The following is a 25,650-nucleotide window of genomic DNA, read 5'->3' on the forward strand; positions in this document are numbered from 1 at the left end:
CGTGCCTATTCGATCACCGCGGTGTCAGGGCTGTTCATTGTCGGCCCCGAAGGAGCAGTTGGAGGGCCAACCGACACCATGGGTTTGGCATCATTGATCAGATGGCTATCGTCTACAGGCGTTGGGACCAAAGGCTGCGGGACGGCCGCACCACTATCGGCCGATTGCGAATACCAGGACGACAAAGCCGGATCCTCGCGCCGCGCTGGGGGTGGCGGGCTGTTGGTCTGTGCGACTGCTAGTTCGTCTTCGGCGACGACAGGGGTGTCTGCGTCGGCCAGACCGCCGATTACACCCGGATCGTCTTCACCGCCCACAAGGATGAGCACGAGCACCAGAAACAGCCCGATAACGATGAGCTTCTTGCCCTGACCGGCGATTACATGTCCTGCCATGATGGCTGGTTTAGCCCAGACCCGTTAAGCCTTGGTTTCCCCGGCTACCGCTTTCAACTCGTACAGTTTATCCAGCGCGTCGCGCGGCGATAGCGCATCGATATCGAGCGCGTGCAGCGCATCGCGCAGCGCGTCGCGGTCCTTTTCTTCCGCCTGCGCGCTGGCGGCAAACAGAGGTAATTCACCGAGCCCCGCAGCAAGGCCACCAGTCTTTTCACGCCCCTTTTCCAGCTTGTCGAGCACGGCCTTCGCGCGCTTGATGACCGGCGGCGGGACACCGGCCAGCTTGGCCACCGAAAGGCCATAGCTGCGGTCGGCTGCCCCCTTGGCCAATTCGTGAAGCAGGACGAGGTCGCCCTTCCATTCCCGTGCACGGACATGATGCAGGCTCAGCGCATCGCAGGTATCGGCAAGCCGGCTGAGCTCGTGGTAATGCGTGGCAAACAGGCAGCGGCACTGCAGGTTCTCATGCACTGCCTCTACCACCGCCCAGGCTAGGGCCATCCCGTCGTAAGTGCTGGTCCCGCGGCCCACTTCGTCGAGGATGACGAAGCTCTTCTCCGTCGCCTGACTGAGGATAGCCGCCGTTTCCACCATTTCGACCATGAACGTAGACCGGCCCCTCGCAAGATTGTCGCTCGCTCCGACGCGGCTGAACAGCCTGTCGGCCAATCCAATCCGGGCCGATGCCGCTGGCACGAAACTACCCGCCTGCGCCAGCAGCATGATGATCGCATTCTGGCGCAGGAAAGTGGATTTACCGCCCATGTTGGGACCGCCGATCAGCCACAATCTGTCGTCCGGACCCAGCGTGCAGTCGTTGGCGACAAAGCGTTCGCCCGTCTTGGCCAGCGCCTGTTCGACCACTGGATGCCGTCCGCCGTTAATTTCGAGGCAGGGCTCGTCAAGGATTTCGGGCCGTGCCCAATCGCCTTCGACCGCGCGTTCGGCCAAGGCGGAGCAGACATCGATGCGTGCCAGAGCCGCTGCGGTAGCCGCGATCGCTTCGCGAGCGGCGACCACTTCGCCAACCAGTTCTTCGAAATGGCCATCTTCTGCCGCGAGCGCATGGGCGCCTGCTTCGGCGATGCGGGTCGCTTCTTCGTGGAGGCCGAGCGAATTGAAGCGGACCGCACCGGCCATGGTCTGGCGATGGGTAAATCCGCTGTCCGCCGCCATCAGCTTGTCACCGTGTTTTGCGGGGACTTCGATGAAATAGCCAAGCACCTTGTTATGCTTGACCTTGAGCGATGCCGTGTCCGTTTCCTCGCGATATTTCGCTTCGAGGGCGGCGATGGCCTTGCGCGCATTGCCGCTGGTTTCGCGCAATGCATCGAGAGAATGGTCGTAGCCGCTGGCGATGAAGCCGCCCTGGCCGCGATCCGTCGGAGGCGAGGGCACCAGCGCCCGCGCCAAGTGATCGACCAAAGCAGCGTGGCCGCCCAGTGCGTGGATCATCCGGCCGAGCAGGGGCGGCAGGTCGATGCCGGATTCCAGAATGTCTCTTATGCGCCGTGCTTCGGAAAGTCCGTCGCGGATCTGCCCGAGATCACGCGGACTGCCGCGCCCGGCGACGAGCCGCCCGAGCGCGCGACCGATATCGGGCGCCTGCCGCAATATGGCGCGAAGGTCGGCGCGCATCAGGGGATCTGCGTGGAAGTAATGGACACCGGCGAGCCGCTGTTCGATCGCGTTGCGGTCAGCCAGCGGCGCCGAAAGATCTTCCGCCAGCTGCCGGGCTCCAGCCCCGGTCGCACAGCGATCGACGCAGGCGATCAGGCTGCCGGGACGGCCTCCGCCCTGCGCCTCCAGAATTTCGAGACTCATGCGGGTTGCGGCATCCATTGCCAGATGCGCACCGCTCCCCCGCGCGACTGGTGGAAGCAGGAACGGCAGCGTCCCGCGCCCGGCATGATCGAGGTAGGCAAGAAGCCCCGCTGCTGCTGCCAGCATCGGCCGGGTAAAACTGCCCAGTCCATCGAGCGTGGCAATGCTGTGAATGTCCTTGAGCCGGGCTTCACCTGCTTCGCTGCGGAAGTCCGCGCGGGGGCGGGCGATGATGTCCGGGAATGACTCGTCCCAATCGTCGGGAGCCACGACCTCGCTGGCGCCGAGCCGCGCCAGCGCCGCGTCGAGCGCGTCTGCCGGACATTCCTCCAGCTCCATCCGCCCGGTAGAGATGTCGCAGGAGGCCAGACCTACCCCGTCACGAACCGGAGCGATCGCCACCAGCAGATTGGCGCGCCGCGGTTCCAACAGCGCTTCTTCGGTCAATGTACCGGCGGTCACCAAACGCACGATATCGCGCGCGACCAGCGCCTTCGACACGGGCGATCCTTCGCGCTTTGCCCGTTCCCTCGCTTCGTCGGGCGTTTCCGTCTGCTCGGCAATGGCGACACGGCAGCCGCCCTTGATCAGGCGGGCAAGATAACCTTCCGCGGAATGGACCGGAACGCCGCACATCGGAACCGGCTGGCCGCCGTGTTCGCCGCGCGTGGTCAATGCGATGTCCAGCACTCTCGATGCCACTCGTGCATCGTCGAAGAAGAGTTCGAAGAAATCGCCCATCCGGTAGAACAGGAGCGCGTCTCCGGCTTCCTGCTTGAGGGCCAGGTATTGCTGCATCATCGGGGTGGGCGTGTCGGCCATGCGGCGGGCCTAGCGAGGGTGGCCGCGATTCGGGAGTCGGCGATGCGGCCTTTCCCCTATGACTTCTTGGCGCAAGCGGTTAGGGGCAGCACCGCGCAAGACAAGGGAACGCCGATGGCCGACGAAAAATCCGCATTCACCACACGCGAAGCTCTGTTCTACCACGAGACAATTCGTCCGGGTAAGATCGAGATCGTCGCAAGCAAGCCCATGGCAAGCCAGCGTGATCTCAGCCTCGCTTATTCGCCCGGCGTGGCGGCTCCGGTGGAAGCGATTGCGGCCAATCCCAAGGATGCGGCTCGCTATACGGCCCGTTCGAACCTTGTTGCCGTTATTTCGAACGGCACGGCGATCCTGGGCCTCGGCAATCTCGGTGCGTTGGCCTCGAAGCCGGTGATGGAAGGCAAGGCGGTGCTGTTCAAACGCTTTGCCGACGTGGATTCGATCGACATCGAACTCGATACCGAAGATCCCGACAAGTTCATCGAGGCGGTCGCCCTGATGGAACCGACCTTCGGCGGCATCAATCTCGAAGACATCGCCGCGCCCGAATGCTTTATTATCGAGCAGGCGTTGCGCGAACGCATGAATATCCCTGTCATGCATGACGACCAACACGGCACCGCGATCATCGCTGCCGCTGGCCTGATCAACGCCTGCCACCTGACCGGGCGGGAAATGAAAGACTGCAAGATGGTCGTCAACGGGGCAGGGGCCAGCGCGCTTGCCTGTACCGCTTTGATCAAGGCCATGGGGGTCCGGCATGAAAACGTCATCGTCTGTGATCGCGCCGGGCCGATCACTCCGGGACGTGACAATGTCGATCAGTGGAAGAGCGCCCATGCGGTGGAGACATCGGCAACCAATCTCGAAGAAGCGCTGGAAGGTGCCGACATATTCCTTGGCCTGTCCGGTGCAGGCGCGCTGAAGCCGGAATGGGTGGAGAAGATGGCCGACAGGCCGATCATCTTCGCGATGGCCAATCCCATTCCGGAAATCATGCCCGAAGATGCCAAGGCCGTGCGCCCGGACGCGATCATCGCTACCGGACGCAGCGACTACCCCAATCAGGTCAACAATGTGCTTGGCTTCCCCTTCATTTTCCGCGGTGCGCTGGATGTTCAGGCCACTGCGATCAACGAAGAGATGAAGATCGCTGCGGCCCGTGCCATCGCCGAACTTGCGCGTGAGCGCGTTCCGGACGAGGTCGCCGCGGCATATGGCGTCAGTCACCAGTTCGGTGAGGAATATATCATCCCAGCGCCGTTCGACCCGCGGTTGATGGAAGTCGTATCCAGCGCGGTTGCCAAGGCCGCGATGGAGAGCGGTGTCGCGCAGGCCCCGATCGAGGACTTCGACGCTTATCGCTTTGCGCTCAAGGTACGCCTGAACCCGACTACTGCCGCACTCACCAATATTTACGAACAGGCCAAGGCCAACCCGAAGCGGATGGTTTTTGCCGAAGCGGAAGAGGATGTCGCGCTGCGCGCCGCCATCCAGTACCGCGAATTCGGATATGGCGAACCGATTCTGGTTGGTCGGACCGAGAAGGTTCGCGAAAAGCTGGTCGAACTGGCCGTCGACGACCCGGACGACTGGGTCATCGAGAATTCCGCCGTGTCGGACAAGGTACCGGGCATGGTCGAATATCTTTACAAGCGGTTGCAGCGGCGTGGCTACACCGAACGCGACGTGGCGCGCATGGTCAATCAGGAGCGTAACGTCTTCGCCGCATTGCTGGTGGCATTGGGACATGGCGATGCGATGATCACGGGCCTGACGCGTACCTTCAGCCAGACCGCCCGTGAAATCGGCCGGGTGCTGGATGAAAAGCCGGGCGCGGTCCCGTTCGGCATCCACATGATGATCGGTAAGAACCACACCACCTTCCTCGCCGACACGACAATAAATGAACGTCCGACCGCCGAACAACTTGCGCACATCGCCCGTGAAACGGCAGCCGTGGCGCGACGTATGGGCCATGAACCGCGGGTTGCCTTCATGTCGTATTCGACCTTCGGCAACCCCTCGGGACAGTGGCTCAACAATATCCGTGAAGCCGTTGCCCTGCTCGACGCGGACGAGTCGGTCGCGTTCGAATATGAAGGTGAAATGGCGCCGGATGCCGCTCTCAACCCAAAGGTCATGTCGCTCTATCCGTTCAGTCGCCTGTCGGGGCCTGCCAATGTACTGATCATGCCGGGCCTCCAATCGGCCAACCTCTCTGCCAAGCTGCTTCGTGAACTGGGCGGAGAAACGACCGTCGGCCCGATGATGATCGGTATGGAGAAGCCGGTTCAGATCGCACCGATGACAGCTATCGCCCCCGACGTGCTGACGCTGGCAGTGCTTGCCAGCGCGGGAGTGCTGGGCTGATCCTATGATCGCATCGCAGCGCGACCGGTTCGCCATCCCCGAAGGCGTGCACTATTTGAACTGTGCCTACATGGCGCCGTTATCGCGCAGCGTCAGCGATGCGATGGTCCAAGGTTCGCGGTTGAAGGAACAGCCGTGGAATTTCCGTCCGGCCGATTTCTTCTTGGTGGCAGAGGATTTTCGCAGTCGCGCGGCCCGGCTTGCCGGCGTGGAGGCGGACAGTATCGCGATCGTCCCGTCCGTCAGCTACGCGCTTGCAGTTGCGGCCAGGAATCTACCCGTGGCTCGCGGGCAGAAGATCGTGACTCTGGCCGACCAGTTCCCGTCCAATGTCTATGGCTGGCGCGAACTGGCACAGGAACGCGGCGGGGAAATTGTGGCGGTTCGCAGACCCCGGAAGGACTGCTGGACCGAAGCCGTGATCGACGCGATCGGCCACGATACCGCCATCGTGGCCTTGCCGAACAACCACTGGGCCGATGGCCGCGTGGTCGATCTGGTCTCAGTTGGCGCCAAGTGTCGCGAGATGGGCGCGGCTCTGGTGCTGGACCTGACCCAGTCGCTGGGCGCCATGCCGATAGACTTTGCCGCGGTGCAGCCGGACTTCGCCGTCGCTGCCTGCTACAAATGGCTCATGGGGCCTTACGGTATCGGCATGATGTATGTGGCGCCCAAACATCATGGCGGGAATCCGATCGAACATAATTGGATCAATCGCGCAGGATCGGAAGATTTCTCTAGGCTGGTTGATTACCGTGATGATTTCCAGCCTGGCGCACGGCGTTTTGACGTTGGCGAAAAATCGAACCCGCCCCTGCTCATGGGGGCAAGCGCCGCACTCGATTTCCTGCTCGAATTCGGTGTCGCAAAGATCGCCGAAACACTAGGCGCGGCGACGCAATCGATTGCTGGCGCTGCAGACGAACTCGGCCTCTCTGCTGCGCCCATCGGTATTCGCGCCCCCCATTTCCTTGCGCTGGAATTCCCGGACAAAGTGCCGGACGGGCTTACCGACAGGCTGGCCGCTGCCCAAGTGCATGTATCGCTACGCGGATCCTCACTCCGGGTTACGCCGCACGTTTACAACACGATCGAGGATGCGACCGCTCTGATTACAACCTTGCGAGAATGCCTCGGCTAGAACGCCAGTTCCTTGCCGCTGTAATCGACGAACCTGAACCCGCCCTCGCCGGATTTTTCGATAACGTCTGCAAGGCCGTTCACGCTTTCTTCGATGGTCAGCGCGGCGTTCGACCCACCCATGTCGGTCTGCACCCAGCCTGGATGAAGCGCCAGAACCTCGATTTCGCGCGGGCTGGCATCCTGTTCTGAAATGCCTTTGGCGAGCATGTTCAGGGCCGTCTTGCTGGTGCGATAGAGTTCATAGCCGCCCGAACTGTCGCTGATCGATCCCATCAACGAGGACATCACGCCCAGCGTGCCGCCATCCTTTATGGCAGGCAGCAGAGATTTCGCCGCGCGCGCCGGGCCGAAGGCATTGGTCATCATCACGTGCGACACTTCATCAGCGGTCGCCTTCGACGCATCCTGATGGCTCGCTCCGGTGATTCCGGCATTGATGATCAGGGCATCGAGCTCACCATCTTCGAAGCCGAGATCGACATAACTGTCAGGCTCGGTCACATCGGCAGTCACAATGCGTAGTGCATCGCATTCCAGCGCGTGGAGATCGGCGCTCTCAGATCGTTCGCTTGCAACCACGTTCCAGCCTCGGTCGAGGAATGTCTTTACCAGTCCCAGTCCGATGCCGCGTGAAGCGCCGAGGATGAAGATCGATTTATCTGCCATGGGAATTTCCTTGCTCTGCTGCATTCAAAGCGCCGAAAGCGGCAACGCGTTCCGTGGATCATGCATGGGCATTGGTCGATCAATGCCGTCATCCGTCGTCCGGGCACCTCGCATCATCCGCCGGTTCATCCATGCGCAAGCGGGGGGTGGGCAGGGGCCCGCCGTGCAGAAAACCGCACGCGAAAGGAATAGTGATGAAAAAGACAATCGCAGGGCTCGTAATTGCGACCGGTATGGTCGCCACTCCGGCGATGGCGCAGGGCCAGAATGTTGCACCGGGCGGCTTTTACGTCGGCGCTCTCGCCGGTTATGAAGGGCTGGATGTGGAGTCGGACGATGGCAGCGTTTCCGCCGACGCGGATTCCGCAGTTTATGGCATTACCGCCGGTTACGACCTGTCCCTCGGCAGCGCGTTCGTGGGTGTCGAGGGTGAATTGTCCAAGAGCGGTGGAACCACGGAGTTTCCCGGCAGCTTCGGCGCAGCACGCGAAGGCCTGGATGCAGACGGCCAGTACTATATCGGTGCGCGTGCCGGTTTCGCAGTAACGCCGGGCATCGCTGCCTACGGCAAGATCGGCTATACCTCTCTCGATACCCGCTCGTTCACGCAGAGCGGATCCCTGTCCGACCTCGATGACAATACGGACGGTCTGCGGTTCGGCGGCGGCCTCCAAGTCCAGTTGCCCGGACCTCTGGAGGGACGGCTCGAATATCGCCGGTCCAACTACAAGGGTATCGCCGGCACCGAAATCGGCGATGTCTCGACTGATCAGGTCGTGGCCGGGGTCGGCCTGCGCTTCTGACGCCGGGCTCGCAGAGCAGACAGTGGGGCCGCTCGGTATGACCGGGCGGCCCCTTCTGCTATTTACGCCTGAACCTGAAGTACCAGACCTTAGTGGTCATACTATTATAATAGACTGATATACAATCACAAATCGGCATTTTTTGATCCCCATTTTCTCGGCTAGCAATCACCGGGTAATCACCATGCCAAATGAGGCAAGCACGCGCCCCCATGAACGGATTTCTGCGTTTGCGATCATGACACAGGTGCTGCCAACCGGAAGCAGGTGGCGAAACGCTTGCGATCAGCCGCGCTTATCCCTGCTTTTGTGAATAGGTGTTCCCACCGTGTCGCTACGATTCTGCTCATGTCTTCGGCGATTGCGTTCGCGTCATCATGGCTGAGGTCGAAGACCGCGGCACCGGCGAGAGCGTTCTCGATCGTTGCAGCGCGGCCTTCCGGCCCGACGCCGAGGACGAGCCGGCGCTCCAGTCCCAGCTGAGGCTTCGGCACTACATCGTAAAGCGGCGAAAGCCGCCATCCCTCACCATCGAACAGGAAGCCATGATTACGTAGGTGATCATCATCATTGGTGACGAGGATATTGAACAGCATGCGACGAAATAATTCGTGCAGATCCTGGCGTACTTCGGTTCCGAATTGCCGGATCGCTCCTGCGAGATCGGCATAGCTGAAGCTGCTGACCTCGCTCTCATGCGCCCCGAGCATTGTGAGCCCCGAAGCAAAGGGCCTGCGTTCCAGCCAGTTGCCGTGAGGAATCCGATCGAACCGCTCGATCAGATAGATGTCGCGATCAAGGACGCAGCGGAAGTCGAGTGGCGGCACATCGAGACCACACTCGCTGGCAAGCCGCATTGTCGCCAGTTCGACCCGGCATTCGGGAAAGCTGTCTCCCCGCTTCTGGAATTTCGCGATCCAGGGTTGGTCGCCGATTTTTGTAGCTGCCTTCGGCCGGGCGCCGCCCAGAGATGACCCGGCGGCTAGCAACGCCCTCAAGTTCTCGTCGAGTTCGTCGACATGCTGCGCTCGTTCGGCGGCTTCTGCTAACTCTGCGAGCGTGAACTCTTCGCCCGGAGCAGGGCCGTCCCCCCATGGTGTAATTCTCTCAGGCTGGGCGGACGTCGGCCCAAAGGCGAGCGCACCCACGCGATGTTCGCCCGAGGCCAAAATGAGATCGATTTCGCTCGGCAAGCGATCGCCCATCGCCTTGTACATTAGGTATTGGCCCCAGCCGTCAGGAGCAGCATCCCGAATGCCACCGAACACGGCAAAGCCTTCTTCCGTCCTGAATGTTCGAGAAGTTCCAGCTTCGTGCAACGGCAGAGCTACAGGATCGACCGCAATACGGTCAGCGCGTTCCAGATAACGCCGACCGTAAGCGAAGGTAGCAAACTGGTTGCGCGGTTCGTCGGTCATCGTGAGAAGGCCTGCCGGAACAGGCCCCTCCTCAAGATGCACGAAGACATAGGTGCGGATGGTCGTCACGGCTTGCTAGAAATCCAGATCATCGTCGCTGACAGCGTGGGTCTTCTGGGGCAGGCGGGACAAATCCTCGCTGATGCCAGCCCGGTCACTGTCTGGGGTTACCAGCTCGGCAAGGCGCTGTGTCATCCCCAGGACATGCAGGGCGCTCGCCAGAACCGCGAGGCCCACGGTAGGATCTCCCGCTTCGAGGCGTTGCAGCGTTTGAACCGAGACGATCATGCGCTCGGCCATTAAACGCTGAGGAAGTTTTCTCCGGCGGCGAGCAAGGGCGATATCCTTACCTAGCCGTGTAATCGCACGTTGGCTCTGGGGCGGTAGTCCGCTAGCAGCTCGAGACGAACGGGGCATGGCCCGATATATGACATATCATGCGAAATTCCGCAAATAGAAATGATATGTCATGTTTTTGTGCTCTTTCGCTTGAAGCAGGTTTACCGAAGGAAGATGCTTCACCGCCTGCTGCACGAGGCTTACAATGACCATGACTGAGTGGAGAGGCGCTGGTGAGCGGTCGCTAGGCCGCGGCTTGACCATCGTACTTCAAAAGTCGCTATGCAGTTGCGCGAATTGTCTCAGCGACTATATCGCAAACGTCACGCATGTCGGCACAAGCCGACAGCTTCGGAAGAATTCCGAGGTCCCGTCCTCCAGTTGGAGGTTAACCGGCGGACCCTGCAGAGGGTTCGCCGAATTTCGTTCGAACGCTCTCGCAGGTCCAACCCGATGGAGCATCGAATGCATTATTCAGACGAGGAAATCGAACGCGCGAAGACATTATTCGCTCGTGAAAATGATCAACCCGGCCATGGCAGAATGGCGGTTGCCGCGATGGCGGGAATGAGCAAGCCCGGCAAAATCAGCCATATCACTCATCGAAGGACTTGGCGGGACTACCTCCCGAAGGCACGACGCGATTTGCAAAAGGAAAGATCGGACCGGAATTTTCGATTAGGTAACGTGTCGCATGATCTAAACTGACCAGGTCGTGGGGCAGCAATAAGGATCAATGGCGCTAGTGAGAAGTCACTACGAATAATCGGTAGACCTCGCGGGTGAGCGGCGATGTCGATGTGACGCTCAAATCGACGGGCTCGCAGTGCAGACGTGAATCCCCTCCGACCTGTTCTTACAACACAGAAGGGCTGGAGGGGAGGAGGGCCTTTGTGAGCGAGCCGAAAGGATCGCGATGTGCCATGTCCCACCGATATTCCACCAAGATAAGCTCATTGGAAGCAACCGCCCGCCGCATCTGTGAAAACCGGGGCGGCAAATGGTCCGGCAACAAGGGCATGGCCTGTTGCCCTGCGCATGATGATCGCACGCCGTCACTCGGTGTGTCGCTCGGCCAGAAGGCCATCCTCTTCCACTGTTTCGCGGGATGCGATCAGCAGAGCGTGCTGGCTGCTCTGGCGCGTGAAGGCTTCGAGCCACCGGCGCTTTTTTCAGGTTCTGCGACCACGAACGAACCCGAATCGACCAGCACCCGCAAACCCTCGACGGTAGCGCTGAGGATCTGGCGCGATGCACAGCCACTGCGTGCCAGTCCGGCAAAGGCATATCTTGAAAGCCGCGGCATCCTCGCGGCATCTCCGGCGCTGCGCTTCCATCCACGAACGCCGCTTGGTCCAAAGGGAAGCACCCGCTTTTTGCCGGCCATGATTGCGGCGGTCAGTCTCGACGAGGGGCCGATCGCCATCCATCGCACATTCCTTTCGGGCAACTCCAAGGCCGACTTCGACAAACCGAAGCGCGCGCTCGGCGCGCTCGGCGAAGCTGCTGTCCGCCTCTTCGCTCCGGCTTCCGGCAAGCTCGGCCTTGCTGAGGGAATCGAGAGCGCGATGTCGGCCTATGCTCTCACCGGCATTCCCGTCTGGGCGACCCTGGGCAATGAGCGCTTCGGCCTCGTCAGCGTGCCCGAGAGCGTGACCGAACTCCACCTCTTCGTCGATCACGATGCGGGCGGCGAGCTGGCTGGGTCGCGTGGCCTGGCCGCGTATGCCCGCGATGGACGGACGATCCACATTCGCAAACCATCCTCACGCGACACCGACTGGAACGATGAACTCACAGCATGGCTACGCCGCAAGGCGGCGCGGTAGAGGAGAGAGGGCTTCTCGAATTCCTGATCCGGCAGAGGGCGTGTCCCGATGCCTTCATCAGGAGGACGAATTGCCATGTTTCAATCAGACCTGTTTCCCGCCGGCGAGCAGTTGCCGACAGTGCCATCGGCTTACACTGTTGGCGCCAGGATTGCCGCGCTTCTTGCCTCGGGACGCCATCTAACCCGTGCCGACATTTCCGACCTGTTCGCCGAGGAAACCGGCGTCATGGATTGGGGAAGCGCCTGGACCATCGACGTCTACAACAACGCGGTCGAGATCGGCGCACTGCTCTGGCTTCGTGAAGCTTCGCGCATCGATCTGGCGAGCAACGTTCATGAAGCAGAAGCGCGCTTCGACTGGCTCGAAGCTGCCTTGCCGCCGCGGCATGTGCGCAGCGAAGCACAGGTCGAATTGCAGCAGTTCTCGACCCCGCCGATGCTGGCCTGGCTGATGGCGAAGGCCGCAGCTGTCTGCGCGCAAGACACGCTCCTCGAACCGTCCGCCGGCAATGGCGCGATAGCGCTCTGGAGCAGCGTCCAGAACGCTTCGCTGCTCCTCAACGAGATCGATCCGACACGACGAGGCACGCTGGGCTACATCTTCCCTTCTGCCACCATCACTGCGCATGACGGGGAACTGATCGCCGACTTGCTTCGCGGCCCTGTTCCGTCTGCCGTGCTGATGAACCCGCCGTTCGCTCACAGCCTGGAACGCGGCAAGGACGGTGAGACCGCTATGCGTCACCTACGCGGTGCAATCCGGGCCGCTGCTAATCGGGCGAGGATCGTCGCCATTATGCCTGAAGGCTTCGACGCCTCCGCCTTCGCCAAGGAACAGGACGAAGCATCGCTGCTCCTCGATGTTCGCCTGCAGCAGATGTTCCGCCGGACAGGGACGGGGATCGCTGTTCGCCTGGTTGTGTTCGACAAGACGCCGACTGCGTCCTCGCCTGCGATCACCGGAGATACTGCCGACCTCATCTCGCTCCACGAGCTTATCACTGCGCTTCCGCCACGCGTACAGACCTCCGCCAACATCCATCGCCTGCCGCTCGGCAAGCCAGTGCGCCTCGTTGGCAAGACCTCGGCCCAAAGCGCGCCGGTTCGGCCGGTGGCGCCGTTCGCCGCGACACCAGCAGCCACGGCGAATGCGATCGACCTTGCCTATTCGGTCCTCGCCGACCCCGCGCCTGTGCCCGAACAGGCAGGCATCTACCTGCCTTACCGGCCCAGCCGCATCGCCTTCGAAGATGCTCCGGTCCATCCCACCCCGCTCGTGGAATCGGTCGCCATGGGTTCGGTCGCGGCACCGCAGCCCGATGTTTGCCCGCGCATTCCCGCATGTTGGCAGGCCGATGGCCTGCTGTCCGAAGCGCAATGCGAGACACTGGTCTATGCTACCCAGGCATTTGCGCGCGATCTTCCGGGTCAGTTCAAGGTGAGCCAGGAAGGCACCTCGCTGGAACTCTCCGAGGACGGACACTCCTACCGCCAAGGCTTCTTCCTCGGCGACGGAACCGGAGCGGGCAAAGGACGGCAGATCGCCGCGGTCATCATGGATCGCTGGCTCGCAGGCGAGCGCCGACATGTCTGGATCACCAAGAACGAGGCGCTGCTCGAAGATGCACGCCGCGACTGGGAAGCGCTTGGCGGGCTGTCGCTCGATCTCCAGCCGCTCTCGCGCTGGAAACTCGGCCAGCCCGTAACGATGTCCGAAGGTATTCTCTTCGTCACCTATCCGACGCTGCGCTCGGGCCGCGCCGAGGATACGCGGCTCGACCAGATCCTTGCCTGGGCGGGCGAGGATTTCGACGGCGTGATCGCTTTCGACGAAGCCCATGCGATGGCTAATGCGCTCGGGGGCTCTTCAACTCGCGGCAAGGTCAAGGGCTCCGAACAAGGGATGGCGGGCCTCAGGCTGCAGAACCATCTCCCGCGCGCCCGCGTGCTTTATGCTTCGGCCACCGGCGCCTCGGATATCGCCAACCTCGGCTACACCTCCCGGCTTGGTCTGTGGGGACCCGAGACCGCATTCCCGACCCACGAGGCGTTCATGACCGAGATCCGCGCTGGCGGCGTCGCGGCGATGGAGCTCGTCGCCCGCGACCTCAAGGCCCAAGGACTCTACCTTGCCCGTGCGCTGTCCTTTGCAGGGGTCGAGTACGAAATCCTCGAACACAGCCTGACCGAAGCGCAGGTCCGAGCCTACGATGCCTATGCTGATGCCTGGGCGATCATTCACCGCAACCTCGAAGCTGCGCTCGAAGCAACCCGCGTGGTCGACGAGGACAGCGGCGATACGCTCAATCGCAATGCCAAGGCTGCGGCGCTGTCGATCTTCGAAGGCACCAAGCAGCGCTTCTTTGCCCAGCTCCTGCTCTCGATGAAATTGCCGAGCCTGATCCCCGCGATGGAAGTAGCGCTTGGCGAAGAGCATTCGGTTGTCGTGCAGCTGGTCTCGACCGCCGAGGCCATGCTCGACCGACGCCTTGCCGACCTTACCGTGGAAGAGCGCGAAGCGCTCGATATCGACCTTTCCCCGCGTGAATATGTCATCGACTACCTTTCCAAGAGCTTCCCGGTACGATTGATGCAGGTCTTCGCCGACGAGGACGGCAATCTTCGCTCCGAGGCGATGAGTGACGGGGAGGGCAATCCCGTCTTTTGCCCGCGCGCCGTGGCGGCGCGCGACACGTTGATCGAACAGCTATGCGCGCTGCCGCCCATTGCTACCGCGCTCGACGCGATCATCGAGCACTTCGGAACCGAGGCCGTCGCCGAGGTTACGGGCCGGACCCGCAGGTTGGTGATGGGACGCGATGGTCAGCAACGCCTCGAACGGCGTAGCCCGAGTGCCAATGTTGCCGAAGCGCAAAGCTTCATGGAAGGGACCAAGCGCATCCTGGTCTTCTCGGATGCCGGCGGCACGGGGCGTTCCTACCATGCCGACCTCGGCTGTCGGAATCAGCAACGCCGGGTCCATTTCCTGCTCGAGCCGGGCTGGCGCGCCGATAACGCGATCCAGGGGCTTGGTCGCACGAACCGCACCAATCAGGCCTCGGCCCCGCTGTTCCGCCCGGTCACCACAGATGTGAAGGGCGAGCGCCGGTTCATCTCGACTATTGCGCGGAGGCTCGACGCTTTGGGCGCGCTTACGCGCGGCCAGCGCCAGACGGGCGGACAGAACCTGTTCGACCCGGCAGACAATCTTGAAAGCGACTATGCGCGCGACGCGCTCAGCCGCTGGTTCCAGCTGCTCTATGACGGCAAGCTTGAAGCCACCACCTTTGGCAACTTCGTCGAGCGCACCGGCCTCCGGCTTGAAAATCCCGATGGCGGATTGACCGACAATCTCCCCACGATTCAGCGCTGGCTCAACCGCATTCTCGCGCTACCGATCGCGCTCCAGAACGCCATATTCGACGAATATCTCGGCCTTGTCGAAGCGCGGATTGAAGCTGCGCGCGAGGCCGGAACCCTCGATCAGGGGTTGGAAACCGTGAGGGTCGATAGTTTCACGGTACTCGCCGATGAGCTCCTGCGGACCGACCCTGTCACCGGAGCAGAAACCCGCCTCGTCTCGCTCGAAGTGACCAGACACCTTCGGCCTTTGCGCTTGCAGCGCCTGGTGCGGATGCACGAGATCGGCAGCCCGCACGCGGTCCCGATGCGCAATGCGCGCTCGGGCAAGGTCGCGCTGTCGGTTCCGGCCCGGCGCCTCATCGCCGACGACGGGGCCGTGATCGAACGCCGCCGCCTGCTGCGCCCGCTCAAGTCCGCGAACTGGACACTTGCGGCACTCGGTGAAAGCCACTGGGAGGATATTGGCATCACCGCGTTCACCAGCGCCTGGCGGGCCGAGGAAGAGGAAGCGGCCAAGTCACCGGTGACCGAGCGCGTCCATCTCGCCACCGGACTTCTGCTTCCGGTCTGGAAGCGCCTCCCAGGCGATCATGTTCGGGTCACCCGGCTCGTTGCCGAAGATGGTCAAGCGATCATCGGCCGCGAAGTGCTCGATATCGATCTCGCCGCAATCGCCGAAACCTTTGGTCTTTCCGGAGTTACTGGACCGGTGCCTGAGCAGATCGGCAACCTCGTCCTCGCCAGCGGCAAACCGCTGGGCCTTGCTAGCCATGATCCACTCACCGTGAAACGCTCGCTGGTCGGCGGCGAACAGCGCCTCGAACTGACCGGGTTCTCGCCCGATCGCCTCGACTGGTACAAGAACAAGGGCTGCTTCACCGAGATCATCCGCTACCGCACGCGGCTATTTGCCCCGGTGTCGAGAGCAAGCGAGATCCTCCAAAGCATCGCAACCGAGCCTTGAACTTCTCATTTGCACTAAACTGGTCTAAATAGAGACCAAATTCAGTCCTAAGGTGTTCTATGAAGCTGGACCAGCGCATCAAACCGATCAGCTATCTGAAGGCCCACAGCGCCGAAATTATCCGGGAGATTGGAGATGGCGCCGGGCCAATGGTCATCACGCAGAATGGCGAAGCCAAGGCAGTTCTGCAGGATGTCGCCAGCTACGAGCGCGCACAAGAAACGCTCGCTCTGCTTAAACTTCTGGCGCTCGGACAGGCCGATGTTGCCGCCGGTCGGACCCGCCCGGTGGCAGGCCTCGCGGATCGCGTACGAGGTAAGTCAAACTGAATGATGGCGGCCGCTGTAGCGATCGAGATCACCTCCGGTGCGGAGCGCGATCTGGTGGGTATCTGGCAGCGCCGCCTGACGCAGCGCGGGCCGGATGGCGACGATGGTGCGGACGCACTGCTCGATGACCTTGTCGCGTCTATCGGCTCCCTTGTGAACAATCCTGAGAAAGGACCGGTTCCACCGGAACTTGAGGCTCTCGGGATCACCGACTTTCGGCAATTGTCGCGCTTTCCGTTCCGCATCATCTACGGGTATCAGCCTGAGCCAGCACCCGGTCAGGTGACCGTGTTCGTAATTGCTGATGCGCGTCGGGATTTTCGGACGCTTCTCGAAGAGCGCTTGCTCAGCAGCGGACAGGCATAGGCTCCGCCAAAGAGGTCAGGGTCCGAATGAATCTGAGCGCTGCCTCCGACTGCGCCCTAGTTTCCCTTCCTCTCCTCCCCTCCGTGTGACTGAATGAATCGACAAGTTCCCGTGTCGCGTAGCGTCAGAGCCTGATCACGTCCTTCCTTAAGTCCGGGCGACTAATCTGCCTGTGCCCGGTGCTGACTGGCCTGCGGATGAGTTCGCGCATCGAGAACAACTGCTCTCATGGACGGATCTCAGCCGATCCCTGATCGCCCCATCCCGGTCGTATAGATGGTCGCCACAGCCATTGAAGAGAGTGGAGGGAGCCCTTTGGGCTTGTGGGCCTCGTGATCCTCACCTGCGCCTTCATTCCATCAGGAGAACACCCATGATCCAGTCGATTCCCTTGAAGAAGCTCGTCCCGAGCCCGCGCAACGTTCGCAAGTCGAGCGATGTGCTGGCTGACCTCCAGCTGCGGGCAGACATTGGTGCGCGCGGTCTGCTGCAGAACCTCGTCGTGCGCAAAGGAAAGCGCGGCAAGTTCGAGGTCGAGGCCGGCGGCCGGCGTCTCGCCGCGCTGCAGGCACTGGCCGAAGAGGGCCCCTTGTCCGAAAGCCATGAGGTCACCTGCCTCGTCATCGAAGGCGAGGAAAGCGAAGTTCGCGAGGCCAGCCTTGCCGAGAACTTCCAGCGTCTCGCGATGAACCCGGCCGACGAAGCGCAGGCTTTCGCGGCGATCATCGAGGCAGGCGCTACCACCGAAGACGTGGCGCGCCGCTTCGGCCTCACCGTCCGATTCGTCGAAGGGCGTCTGCGCTTAGCAAGTCTCGCACCCTGCGTCTTCGAAGCGCTCGCCGAAGGCACGATTACGCTCGACATGGCCAAAGCCTACGGCGCGATCTCCGACGTGGAGCGCCAAGCGCATGTCTATGCCGAGCTGCAGGACGCCTGGTACCAGATCACGCCTGACACGATCCGCCGCATGGTGCTCGACGCAACTGTTCGTGGCTCCGATCCGCGAGCGGTTCTCGTCGGACGCGATGCCTACCTCACTGCGGGTGGCCGGATCGAACGCGAACTGTTCGACGACGATGCCAGCGAAAGCTGGATCGATGTCGCGCTGCTCGAGGACCTCGCACACAAGGCCATGGAAGAAGCCGCAGAAAAGGTCGCGATCGAATATGGCCTTGCCTGGGTTCGGCCGACGCTTGGCACCTATGTCAGTCATGACCTTGTCGACGGCCTCAATCGCTTGCCCTGCGAGCCTGCGCCAATGACCGACCGGGAAGTGCAGGAGCTCGGCGAGCTCGAGGCCGACTGCGACCGCGTCGCCGCCGTGCTCGAAGACGAGGAAAGCGATGAGGACCAGGTCGCCAAGGCAGAACAGGAACTCGTCGTCATCGACCGCGCCATGCGCGCGATCAATGACCGGCCGCCGGTACTCGCCGACGAACTGAAACCGGAGGCCGGCGCCTTCCTCGTCCTCTCGCGCAATGGCGAGCCGACCTTGGTCCCACAGTACTACACCGAAACCGAAGTCATCGCTGACGAAGGCGTTGTCGAGGCCATCGAGGAAAGTGGCGCGGCAAAGCCCAAAGGAAGTTCGCTGTCGCAACGCCTACTCGACGAACTGGCCATGCAGCGCCGCGATATCCTGGCGATCCACCTCGCCAACGATCCGGCACTGGCGCTCGACTTCATGGTCTTCACGCTCGCAGATGCAGATGGACACGACTGGCGCGCCAAGAATGCGTCGACGCTGGTCGGATCGGTTGCGGCTGGGCCTGTCACCGGGTTCGAGGCCAAGGATGCACCGGCGAGCGCTGCCTTGGCCGAGTTCGCCGGGTCGCTCGATGAAAGCTGGCGTGCTGGTGAAAGCGATGTCGAGCGGTTTGCCAGGTTCCGGGCGCTTTCCGACGAGGCACGCTCGGACTGGCTTGGCCATGTCGTCTCGCGCACTCTGGTTGCCAGCCTTGCCTGCCAAGGGGAGCGCTCGGTGCCACTGCACGAGGAGCTGGGCTCACTGCTCGAAATCGAGACCGCACACTGGTGGCGTCCCACGGCGGCGAACTACTTCGATCGTGTGGCCAAGGCTCGCACGCTCGAGGCGCTCGATGCCGCCGGTGGTCCCGAACTCGTCAGTCGCTATGCCGCATCGAAGAAGGCCGAACTGGCGAGCGCTGCCGAGCGCATATTCTCCGGCAACTTCATCGGTGAGGCCGAGGTCAAGGAACGGGCACAGGCTTGGGTTCCGCCGATGATGCGTTTCGCCGGTTCCGAGCAGGTCGCACCGGTTGCCGCTGAAGGTGACGAGCCGGTCAGCGACGACGCGACTGACGAAATTGCCGAGCAGGCTGCCTGACCCCTCCTGACAGGTCTAGGTCACTCGGCGGGCGGTCCGTCCCAATCGGGACGGGCCGCCTTTTCCATGTCAAATTTTCGGCCGGTTGAAGACGGTCCGCTTTTAGGTGGCTGAATGCTGAAAGCTGCCGTTCGGCTAACGACCCTAAGCGCGGTTGTTTAACTTGAGCGGAAACTACCTCGAAAGCGGACGCCCGAAAATCAAATCAGCACCTTCTTGAGATAGTGCGAAGAGTGTCCCTTGGGTCGGTTGGAAAGGGTCGCCATGTGGTTGTAGCCGTTCTTTTCGTAGAATGGCCTTGCCTGCCAGCTGGTCGTTTCAACTAAAGCATTTTCGCAACCATTGTCGCGCGCAAAAGCCTCGGCTTTCTGTATCAGCTTACGCCCGATTCCACTGCCGCGCGCAGTCTCGGAAATCCAAAGAAGTTCGATGTGAAGGGTATTCCAATAGCATGTTGCGCGGATGCCACCTTGTAATGATCCCTCGTCATCTCGAGCCATCACGTGAAACCGCTTCTCTTCCTCGGCCGGCTCGAGATCGCGAACGGTTTCTTCGTTGAATGACTTAATCCCGCGACTGAGCAGGTCCGCCTCAGCTTTCGAAGGGTTCCGCTCGATCTCGATGTTCACTGTAGGTCCTCAAAACTGACTGGTAGGTGTTTTTATGTCTGCTTTGACCAAAATAAACAACAAATTAGACATTCCGTTCCCCCCGTTTCAGACCTTTCCGCGTGTTGTCGGAGCGCCTCAAAGCTGATTGTCCGCTAATCGCACACACACGATAAAAGCGGCCCGACTGCAAAAGCGGCCCGACTGCAAACGAGTCCTAATCGGACATTCGCGGTAATCATTACCGGAGCAAAGCTGCCGGGCCGCTTTCAGGCATCCGCAGGAAGCCTGAACGTCCCGAATTGAGGGCGCATTGCGGTCATCATTGAAGGAGAGAGGAGGGAGCTTTGCTCTTCCTGAGCCGGGACAACTCCGTTCCGGCGATCAGGAGATCTCCCATGACCAAGTCCCGCCGCACCGTTTCGACATCGCCTGCCCAGCGCATCTCCGCCGCGATCATCGAAAAGCTCGAGCAAGGCACAAAGCCCTGGGTCAAGCCGTGGCGCGGTGTGCCCGTCTCGCGGCCCTTGCGCTCCTGCGGGACGCCTTATCGCGGAATGAACACCTTTTGGCTCTGGATGGTGGCCGATGGCTGCGGTTTCGCTTCGCCGTACTGGATGACGTACCGCCAGTGCCAGAAGCTAGGCGGACAGGTCCGCAAGGGCGAGAAATCGACCATCGCGATCTTCTACAAGAGCTATACCAAGGAGGTCGAGAACGCCGAAGGCGACACGGACACCGAGAACCGGCGCGTGCTCAAGGCCTATGCCGTGTTCAACGCGGACCAGTGCGACGGCCTCCCCGCATTCTATCATCCCAAGCCGCTGGTTGCCGCGCTCGAGCCTGAAGGACGCGAAGACCGGCTCGATGCCTTCTTCGGTCAAGTCGGCGCAGACCTGCGCCATCATGGTGCCCAGGCCTACTACGAACCGCTGCGCGACCGCGTCACGATGCCGCCAGCCGAACTCTTCGAAGCCTATGACCACTACTACGCGACGCTTGCACACGAGCTGTCGCACTGGACGGGGCATTCCTCGCGGCTCGACCGCGATCTCAAGAACCGCTTCGGCAGCGACGCCTATGCTGCCGAAGAACTGATCGCCGAACTGTCCTCGGCCATCCTTGGGGCAGAACTGGGTCTGCCGGTCACCCACCTCGACCATCACGCCAGCTACATCGCGTCCTGGCTCAAGATCCTCAAATCGGATGAGCGCGCGATCCTGACCGCTGCGGCCAAGGCCGAGGAAGCGGCCAGCCTGTTGCTTGACCTTGGGGGTCACCAATCCAACGAAAGCGAGCCCGACATTGATCTCGCTGATGCAGCCTGAGGAGCAGTGAGATGGGACGTTCTGTCAGTTATCCGGCCGGATCCGTGGTTGCCTTTCGTCTGCTCGACGACGGCGAAGACGCAGATGTCGACTGGGCCTACGAGTGCCTCGTCGACGAGATCATCGATACTGCGAAGGCGACCTTTCCTTCCTTTGAACGCTTCGAAGGATGGCGCGGCCGCGAGGATTGCATCCTCCTGCGGAACGCCTTCGCCGATTGCGGCATATCGACATATTGCGGGCTCGCCGCGATCTGGCTCGCCGAGCGCGATGACGCTCGCTACTGGGAAGCCGATCTCTACAACCCGCGCGTGCCGAGGGCACGGCATTGGCTCGCCCAGGTGTCAGGAAGGTTCATCGACCTGTTCGGCGAGCTGCGCCTGGTAGGTCGGTTCTCGAATGGCGAAGCGATCTTCGAGCGCTCCTGCCCTGATAGCGACGTCGGGTCCTGATCCTGCCTCATCCCTGTCCGCCGGGAGAGGCCCTTGGGCCGGTCGGGGCGCGCCGCAACCTGCGGCCCGTCGGCCCGTGTTGCCCGCGCCAGCCTTAGGGCCGCAGGTTTCCCGCTACGCGGTGCGTCATGCCCCTTGTCCCGGCCCTGATCGGGCTCCGGCGGACAGGGCCGAGGCAATGGTGCCTCCTCTCCATGTCCGCGCGATCAGGAGACACCCCATGTACGACAGCTTCATTGATCAATTGAGCGGCCTTGACCTTTCAGGCCTCAGCATCAGGCCGGCCCCCTTCAACCAGACCGACTTTCCGTGCGAGGACGCGATCGAGCAGACGCTTGGCGCCGTATGGTCCGACCTCTTCGCGATCTTTTCCGACACGGCCCTGGAGGCGGATGCCGAGGATATCGCCTGGGGTTTCGTCAATCTCTTCCACCGTGCAGCAAGTCGGAAGTCTTCGCGGCTCGACCGCGCCAGCGACGAAATTCGAGCATTGCTAGCTTCTGCCGACGGCTCGGAAGTACACACGAGCAATCTGGAAGAGCAGGTCGAACGTGCCCAGGCCGCCGAAGCCAGCATGGTCGCATTCGAGAAAATGCGCGAAACCGCCGCTACGCTCTATCTTGAAGAGATCGGATCGTCCTGGCGTCCCACGACCGGTTCGCGTTCGAACCACGCTGCCCATATGACGTCCGCTGTCGTCAATGCACGTGACTTCCTGCGGGCTCGTGCAGAGCGCCGCCGGGATGCCAATACACCGCAAGGCACGCCAATCGTCTTTTCCGGTGGCCGGTCTTCGTTTGCCACCGCGGAAGACGCCAAGGCTTTCGCCTCCAAGGTCTGGTCAACGCTCGACAAGGTACGTGATCATGTGCCCGACATGTTTCTGGTGCACGGCGGCGACACCAAAGGCGTTGATCGGCTTGCGGCCAGCTGGGCCGAACGGCACGATATACAGCAATTGGTATTTTCACTCGACAGACGGCTGGGGGCACGAGCCGGGTTCAAGCGCAATGAGCAGATGCTTCAGATGAATCCGCGCTATGTGGTCGCGCTTCCCGGCAATGGCGTTCTTGAGCGTCTAGTGATTGACGCCAAGGCCCGGCGTATCACCGTCGTTGACCGGCGCAGCTTGGGTGCAAGCATCCCAAAACGATATGATTGAACGTCGAACTTGCTACGCGCCGGCGACGATTATGTCGCTGGCGCGCTAATTGGTTCTTGTTTCGTGCGGTAGGCCAGCTGCCTCTTGCAGTCCGATGCAAATTCGCCTGGCTTTACGCCCCCGCCGGGTCCTCCTTCGACAATATAAGAGCACTGGTGTTGTGTTATAGTATCACAATAATGGATCTACGCTGACAGAATATTACACTAGGCAGCTCGGTTTGTCTTTGCTAATGGCGGCCCAAATTCATGACTTACAGTTATCGCCGCCTTGTCCTCAACCCGCTCGTCGTCCTGCTCATGCTGGTCGCGATGATCTTTGCGACTGCGGCGGATGCAGCTGCCTGCGGCTCGGAAGTGGCTCCGGGCGATGCGGCGGCATGGATTGCAGCTGACGAGGGATCGGCAACCTCAGATGTCGATGGCGATCAGGGCGATCCCGAAGTGCCAGCCGATCAACACGGCGTTTGCGGTCATGGTCATTGTCATCACGGCGCGAGCTTTGCTGGCGGAATCCACAAAGAACAGGTTCCACTTGCGTCGGTCATTCTTGCAGCGCCTCCTGTTGCGGCATCCGTCTCGGATGTCAGTACCCGACTGAAACGTCCTCCTCGCGACTGACAATCGTCGTTGCGCTGCCCCGGTGCAGCGCCCGTTCGATTGTTAGCAGAGGAATTCTTCCAAAATGTCAGCCATTTATTGGCGAGACACCCTGATTGCAGGGTTGTTTCTCGTCGCAACAGCCACGTCCGTGGCCGCGCAGGAGCAGGAGCTTCTGACGCTTGAAGACGCGCTGAGCCGCTCAGGTGTAACGGGCGAAGTCGATGCAATCTCCGCGAACCCGCGTATGGTGGGACCGCGCGCCGAAGCGGATGCCGCTCGCTCGCTCGTCAGGCAGGCGCGTCTCCGACCGAACCCCGAAGTTTCGCTCGAGGTCGAGAATATCGCCGGAAGCGGCGCTTTTTCCGGACTGCGGGCTACCGAATACACGCTTGCGGTGGGGCAGCGCCTTGAACTTGGCAACAAGCGGGGGGCCCGGGTCGAAGCTGCCCGGGCGCAAGCACAGCTTGCAAACCTTCGCGCCGACCTGTCCGATGTCGAACTCGGCTACCTCGTCCGCGAGCGATATGTCGCAGCGGCGGCCGCTGCATCGCGCGTGGAACTGGCCCGCGATGTGGTCGAACGGAACGAAGAGCTCGCCCGCATTGCAGGACTGCTGGTCGAAGTAGGCCGTGAGCCACCTTTGCGCGCCTTGCGTGCAGAGGCGGCCCTGGCAGAGGCGCGCGCCGAATTGCAAGCGTCTCAAGCGGCCAGTCTCGCGACGCGCACTGCTCTCGCTTCTCTCTGGGGCGTTCAGGACGTGCCCCCTGTAGTCCCGGCGGACTTTCCGGACATCCGGCCACCTGGAGCTGCACTGGCTGCGGCGAGCGGGCTCCAGTTGCGGGTAGCGCGCGCTGAAAGCAGGGCTGCTGCGGCAGATATCGATCGTGAGCGCAGCTTGCGCGTTCCCGATCCGGTCGTCTCCGCCGGTGTGCGCCGTTTCGAAGAAAGCAACGACAGCGCATTCCTTGTAGGCGTCTCGATCCCGCTTCCGTTCAGCAATCGCAATCAGGGCAATATCGCGGCTGCAGAAGCGAGGCTTCGAGCCGCAAATGCACGCGAGGCCGTGGCACTGGCGGATTTTGAACAATCAGTAACCCGGGCGCGGGCGCAGTATCTCGCTGCTGAGGCGCGCGTCGAAACGCTTTCCCGGACATCGCTGCCCCAGGCCGAAGAGGCGCTGCGGCTTGTCCGCATCGGCTACCGCAACGGCCGCTTTCCGTTGATCGAGGTGTTGAGCGCTGCCGAAGCGCGCGATGCAATTCGTGAAGCCTTGATCGCTGCCCAGCAGGACCGGGGGCAGGCTGCTTCCGAATTGATCCGGCTGGCCGCACAATGAGGAATATTCAAATGAACCGCAAGAAACTGGCGATCATCGCCGGAATCGTCATTCTCGCTGCAGCTTTGCTGCTGATGCTCTGGCCTGACAGTGAAGTCGAAACCGGTGGCGTCGAAGAAGCAGCCGACACAGAATTGCCAGAGGGCCTCGTTCTGATCGGCGAAGAACAGATTCGGGCTGCCGAAATTGTAATCGGTACTGTACGTTATGGTGCATCCGTCGACCTGGTATTTCCGGCCACGATAGCCGCTAGTCCGACCGCAAGTGCGCGTATCGATGCGCGCGCATCGGGTGTGGTACGCACTGTGGGCAAGACGCTTGGTGATTATGTCCGCCAGGGCGAGACCGTTGCACGGATTGAAAGCGCCGATGCTGCTGCGCTCGCCTCGCAGCTCAGTGCAGCTCGTGCTCGCGTGACCGAACTGTCGTCGGCATTTGATCGTGAACGTCGCCTTTTCGAAGCGAATGTAACTGCCCGGCAGGATCTCGAAGCTGCCCGTGCCAACCTCGATGTTGCCCGTTCCGAGCTTAACCGGGCCCAGGCCGCGGTCAGCGCTGCCGGGGTAAGCGGTGACGGTCGGTCGCTCGCCGTCACTAGTCCCCTATCCGGACGCGTCACGGCTGCGCCGATCGTACTCGGCTCCTTCGTCGATGCCGGCGAGGAACTGTATCAGATCGTCAATCCGAACGGTCTCCAGGTCGAAGTCGCACTACCTTCGGAAGATGCCTCGCGCATCCAGCCCGGCGATGAGGCAGCACTGATTGTTGGCGATGGTCGCGAGATCGGCGCGCGCGTACGCTCTGTCACGCCTTCGCTCGATCCTGAAAGCCGAAGCGCGACAGCTGTTCTCAGCATCTCGCGCGCTGTTCCAGGTCTTCAGCCTGGCTCGTTCCTTCAGGCTCGTATCCGCCCTTCGGGAGAAGTGGATCAGACCCTTATCGCGGTTCCTGAAGATGCAGTGCAGGCGTTCGAGGGACGCGACGTCGTGTTTGTCCGAACGCGTCGCGGCTTCCAGGCGCGCGCGGTAGAAACTGGCAGCCGTTCCGCTGGAATGGTGACGATCCTGTCCGGGCTTGAGCCGGGCCAGCAGATCGCAACTGCCAACGCCTTCCTGCTGAAAGCCGAGCTCGAAAAGGAGGGCGCAGAACATGGCCATTGATCAAACGTCGTCC

At 61.7% G+C, this 25,650-nt stretch carries 21 protein-coding genes; 15 read left to right on the forward strand and 6 right to left on the reverse strand.

Annotated features, from left to right (window positions below):
* Nucleotides 1–5 precede the first annotated feature (5 nt).
* Nucleotides 6–395: a hypothetical protein gene (locus ACIGGE_RS05330; RefSeq protein ID WP_397489653.1), complete on the reverse strand. Its 390-nt coding sequence runs from the start codon at nucleotides 393–395 to the stop codon at nucleotides 6–8.
* 24 nt (nucleotides 396–419) lie between these two features.
* Complete coding sequence (gene mutS / locus ACIGGE_RS05335) at nucleotides 420–3,044, reverse strand: DNA mismatch repair protein MutS (RefSeq protein WP_397489654.1); 2,625 nt, start codon at nucleotides 3,042–3,044, stop codon at nucleotides 420–422.
* Between the two features lie 114 nt (nucleotides 3,045–3,158).
* On the opposite strand from mutS, the gene ACIGGE_RS05340 reads away from it, so the two are divergent.
* A complete protein-coding gene (locus ACIGGE_RS05340) occupies nucleotides 3,159–5,420 on the forward strand; it encodes an NADP-dependent malic enzyme (RefSeq protein ID WP_103023064.1) in 2,262 nt (753 codons plus the stop codon).
* A gap of 4 nt (nucleotides 5,421–5,424) precedes the next feature.
* Nucleotides 5,425–6,561, forward strand: a complete 1,137-nt coding sequence (locus ACIGGE_RS05345) for an aminotransferase class V-fold PLP-dependent enzyme (protein ID WP_397489655.1) — start codon at nucleotides 5,425–5,427, stop codon at nucleotides 6,559–6,561.
* Here the strand turns inward: ACIGGE_RS05345 and ACIGGE_RS05350 are convergent.
* The gene (locus tag ACIGGE_RS05350) at nucleotides 6,558–7,229 is read right to left on the reverse strand and encodes an SDR family NAD(P)-dependent oxidoreductase (protein ID WP_397489656.1); all 672 of its coding nucleotides are present in this window, start codon (nucleotides 7,227–7,229) and stop codon (nucleotides 6,558–6,560) included. The two genes, ACIGGE_RS05345 and ACIGGE_RS05350, sit on opposite strands and share 4 nt — an antisense overlap.
* 194 nt (nucleotides 7,230–7,423) lie before the next feature.
* Between ACIGGE_RS05350 and ACIGGE_RS05355 the strand changes: the two genes are divergently transcribed.
* Nucleotides 7,424–8,032, forward strand: a complete 609-nt coding sequence (locus ACIGGE_RS05355; protein WP_196847414.1) for an outer membrane protein — start codon at nucleotides 7,424–7,426, stop codon at nucleotides 8,030–8,032.
* A 236-nt stretch (nucleotides 8,033–8,268) separates the two neighbouring features.
* Here the strand turns inward: ACIGGE_RS05355 and ACIGGE_RS05360 are convergent, their stop codons facing one another.
* Together ACIGGE_RS05360 and ACIGGE_RS05365 are read right to left on the reverse strand one after the other, a co-directional pair.
* Nucleotides 8,269–9,519, reverse strand: coding sequence for a type II toxin-antitoxin system HipA family toxin (locus tag ACIGGE_RS05360; protein ID WP_067674598.1), 1,251 nt, complete (start codon nucleotides 9,517–9,519; stop codon nucleotides 8,269–8,271).
* Between the two features lie 6 nt (nucleotides 9,520–9,525).
* The gene (locus tag ACIGGE_RS05365; protein WP_008601437.1) at nucleotides 9,526–9,750 is read right to left on the reverse strand and encodes an XRE family transcriptional regulator; all 225 of its coding nucleotides are present in this window, start codon (nucleotides 9,748–9,750) and stop codon (nucleotides 9,526–9,528) included.
* Nucleotides 9,751–10,254: 504 nt separating this feature from the next.
* On the opposite strand from ACIGGE_RS05365, the gene ACIGGE_RS05370 reads away from it, so the two are divergent.
* From ACIGGE_RS05370 to ACIGGE_RS05395, 6 genes are all read left to right on the forward strand, one after another.
* Nucleotides 10,255–10,497: a hypothetical protein gene (locus tag ACIGGE_RS05370; RefSeq protein ID WP_151884781.1), complete on the forward strand. Its 243-nt coding sequence runs from the start codon at nucleotides 10,255–10,257 to the stop codon at nucleotides 10,495–10,497.
* 215 nt (nucleotides 10,498–10,712) lie between these two features.
* The gene (locus ACIGGE_RS05375) at nucleotides 10,713–11,618 is read left to right on the forward strand and encodes a toprim domain-containing protein (RefSeq protein WP_342519071.1); all 906 of its coding nucleotides are present in this window, start codon (nucleotides 10,713–10,715) and stop codon (nucleotides 11,616–11,618) included.
* Nucleotides 11,619–11,693: 75 nt separating this feature from the next.
* Nucleotides 11,694–15,947 (forward strand): strawberry notch-like NTP hydrolase domain-containing protein, encoded by a 4,254-nt coding sequence (locus tag ACIGGE_RS05380; RefSeq protein ID WP_397489657.1) that lies wholly within the window; start codon nucleotides 11,694–11,696, stop codon nucleotides 15,945–15,947.
* Between the two features lie 59 nt (nucleotides 15,948–16,006).
* A complete protein-coding gene (locus tag ACIGGE_RS05385; protein WP_010240558.1) occupies nucleotides 16,007–16,276 on the forward strand; it encodes a type II toxin-antitoxin system Phd/YefM family antitoxin in 270 nt (89 codons plus the stop codon).
* A complete protein-coding gene (locus ACIGGE_RS05390) occupies nucleotides 16,277–16,642 on the forward strand; it encodes a type II toxin-antitoxin system RelE/ParE family toxin (RefSeq protein ID WP_010240557.1) in 366 nt (121 codons plus the stop codon).
* Nucleotides 16,643–17,015: 373 nt separating this feature from the next.
* Complete coding sequence (locus ACIGGE_RS05395; RefSeq protein WP_054522860.1) at nucleotides 17,016–18,989, forward strand: ParB/RepB/Spo0J family partition protein; 1,974 nt, start codon at nucleotides 17,016–17,018, stop codon at nucleotides 18,987–18,989.
* Between the two features lie 200 nt (nucleotides 18,990–19,189).
* On the opposite strand, the gene ACIGGE_RS05400 is transcribed toward ACIGGE_RS05395, so the two are convergent.
* Nucleotides 19,190–19,618: a GNAT family N-acetyltransferase gene (locus tag ACIGGE_RS05400; RefSeq protein ID WP_010240440.1), complete on the reverse strand. Its 429-nt coding sequence runs from the start codon at nucleotides 19,616–19,618 to the stop codon at nucleotides 19,190–19,192.
* A gap of 377 nt (nucleotides 19,619–19,995) precedes the next feature.
* Here ACIGGE_RS05400 and ACIGGE_RS05405 point away from each other — a divergent pair, with 377 nt between their 5' ends.
* From ACIGGE_RS05405 to ACIGGE_RS05430, 6 genes are all read left to right on the forward strand, one after another.
* On the forward strand, nucleotides 19,996–20,925 hold the full coding sequence (locus ACIGGE_RS05405; protein ID WP_067674593.1) for an ArdC family protein: 930 nt from the start codon (nucleotides 19,996–19,998) through the stop codon (nucleotides 20,923–20,925).
* Between the two features lie 11 nt (nucleotides 20,926–20,936).
* Entirely contained in the window at nucleotides 20,937–21,377 is a 441-nt protein-coding gene (locus tag ACIGGE_RS05410; protein ID WP_029140655.1) for a hypothetical protein, read from the forward strand.
* Between the two features lie 220 nt (nucleotides 21,378–21,597).
* Entirely contained in the window at nucleotides 21,598–22,539 is a 942-nt protein-coding gene (locus tag ACIGGE_RS05415) for a DUF2493 domain-containing protein (protein WP_054522859.1), read from the forward strand.
* A 248-nt stretch (nucleotides 22,540–22,787) separates the two neighbouring features.
* Nucleotides 22,788–23,159, forward strand: coding sequence for a hypothetical protein (locus ACIGGE_RS05420; protein WP_103022870.1), 372 nt, complete (start codon nucleotides 22,788–22,790; stop codon nucleotides 23,157–23,159).
* Nucleotides 23,160–23,223: 64 nt separating this feature from the next.
* Entirely contained in the window at nucleotides 23,224–24,477 is a 1,254-nt protein-coding gene (locus ACIGGE_RS05425) for a TolC family protein (protein ID WP_067674589.1), read from the forward strand.
* 11 nt (nucleotides 24,478–24,488) lie between these two features.
* Nucleotides 24,489–25,637, forward strand: coding sequence for an efflux RND transporter periplasmic adaptor subunit (locus tag ACIGGE_RS05430; protein ID WP_054522857.1), 1,149 nt, complete (start codon nucleotides 24,489–24,491; stop codon nucleotides 25,635–25,637).
* Nucleotides 25,638–25,650 lie beyond the last annotated feature (13 nt).

This window comes from Qipengyuania sp. NPDC077410, assembly GCF_044543405.1.
Lineage (GTDB): Bacteria > Pseudomonadota > Alphaproteobacteria > Sphingomonadales > Sphingomonadaceae > Qipengyuania > Qipengyuania pacifica.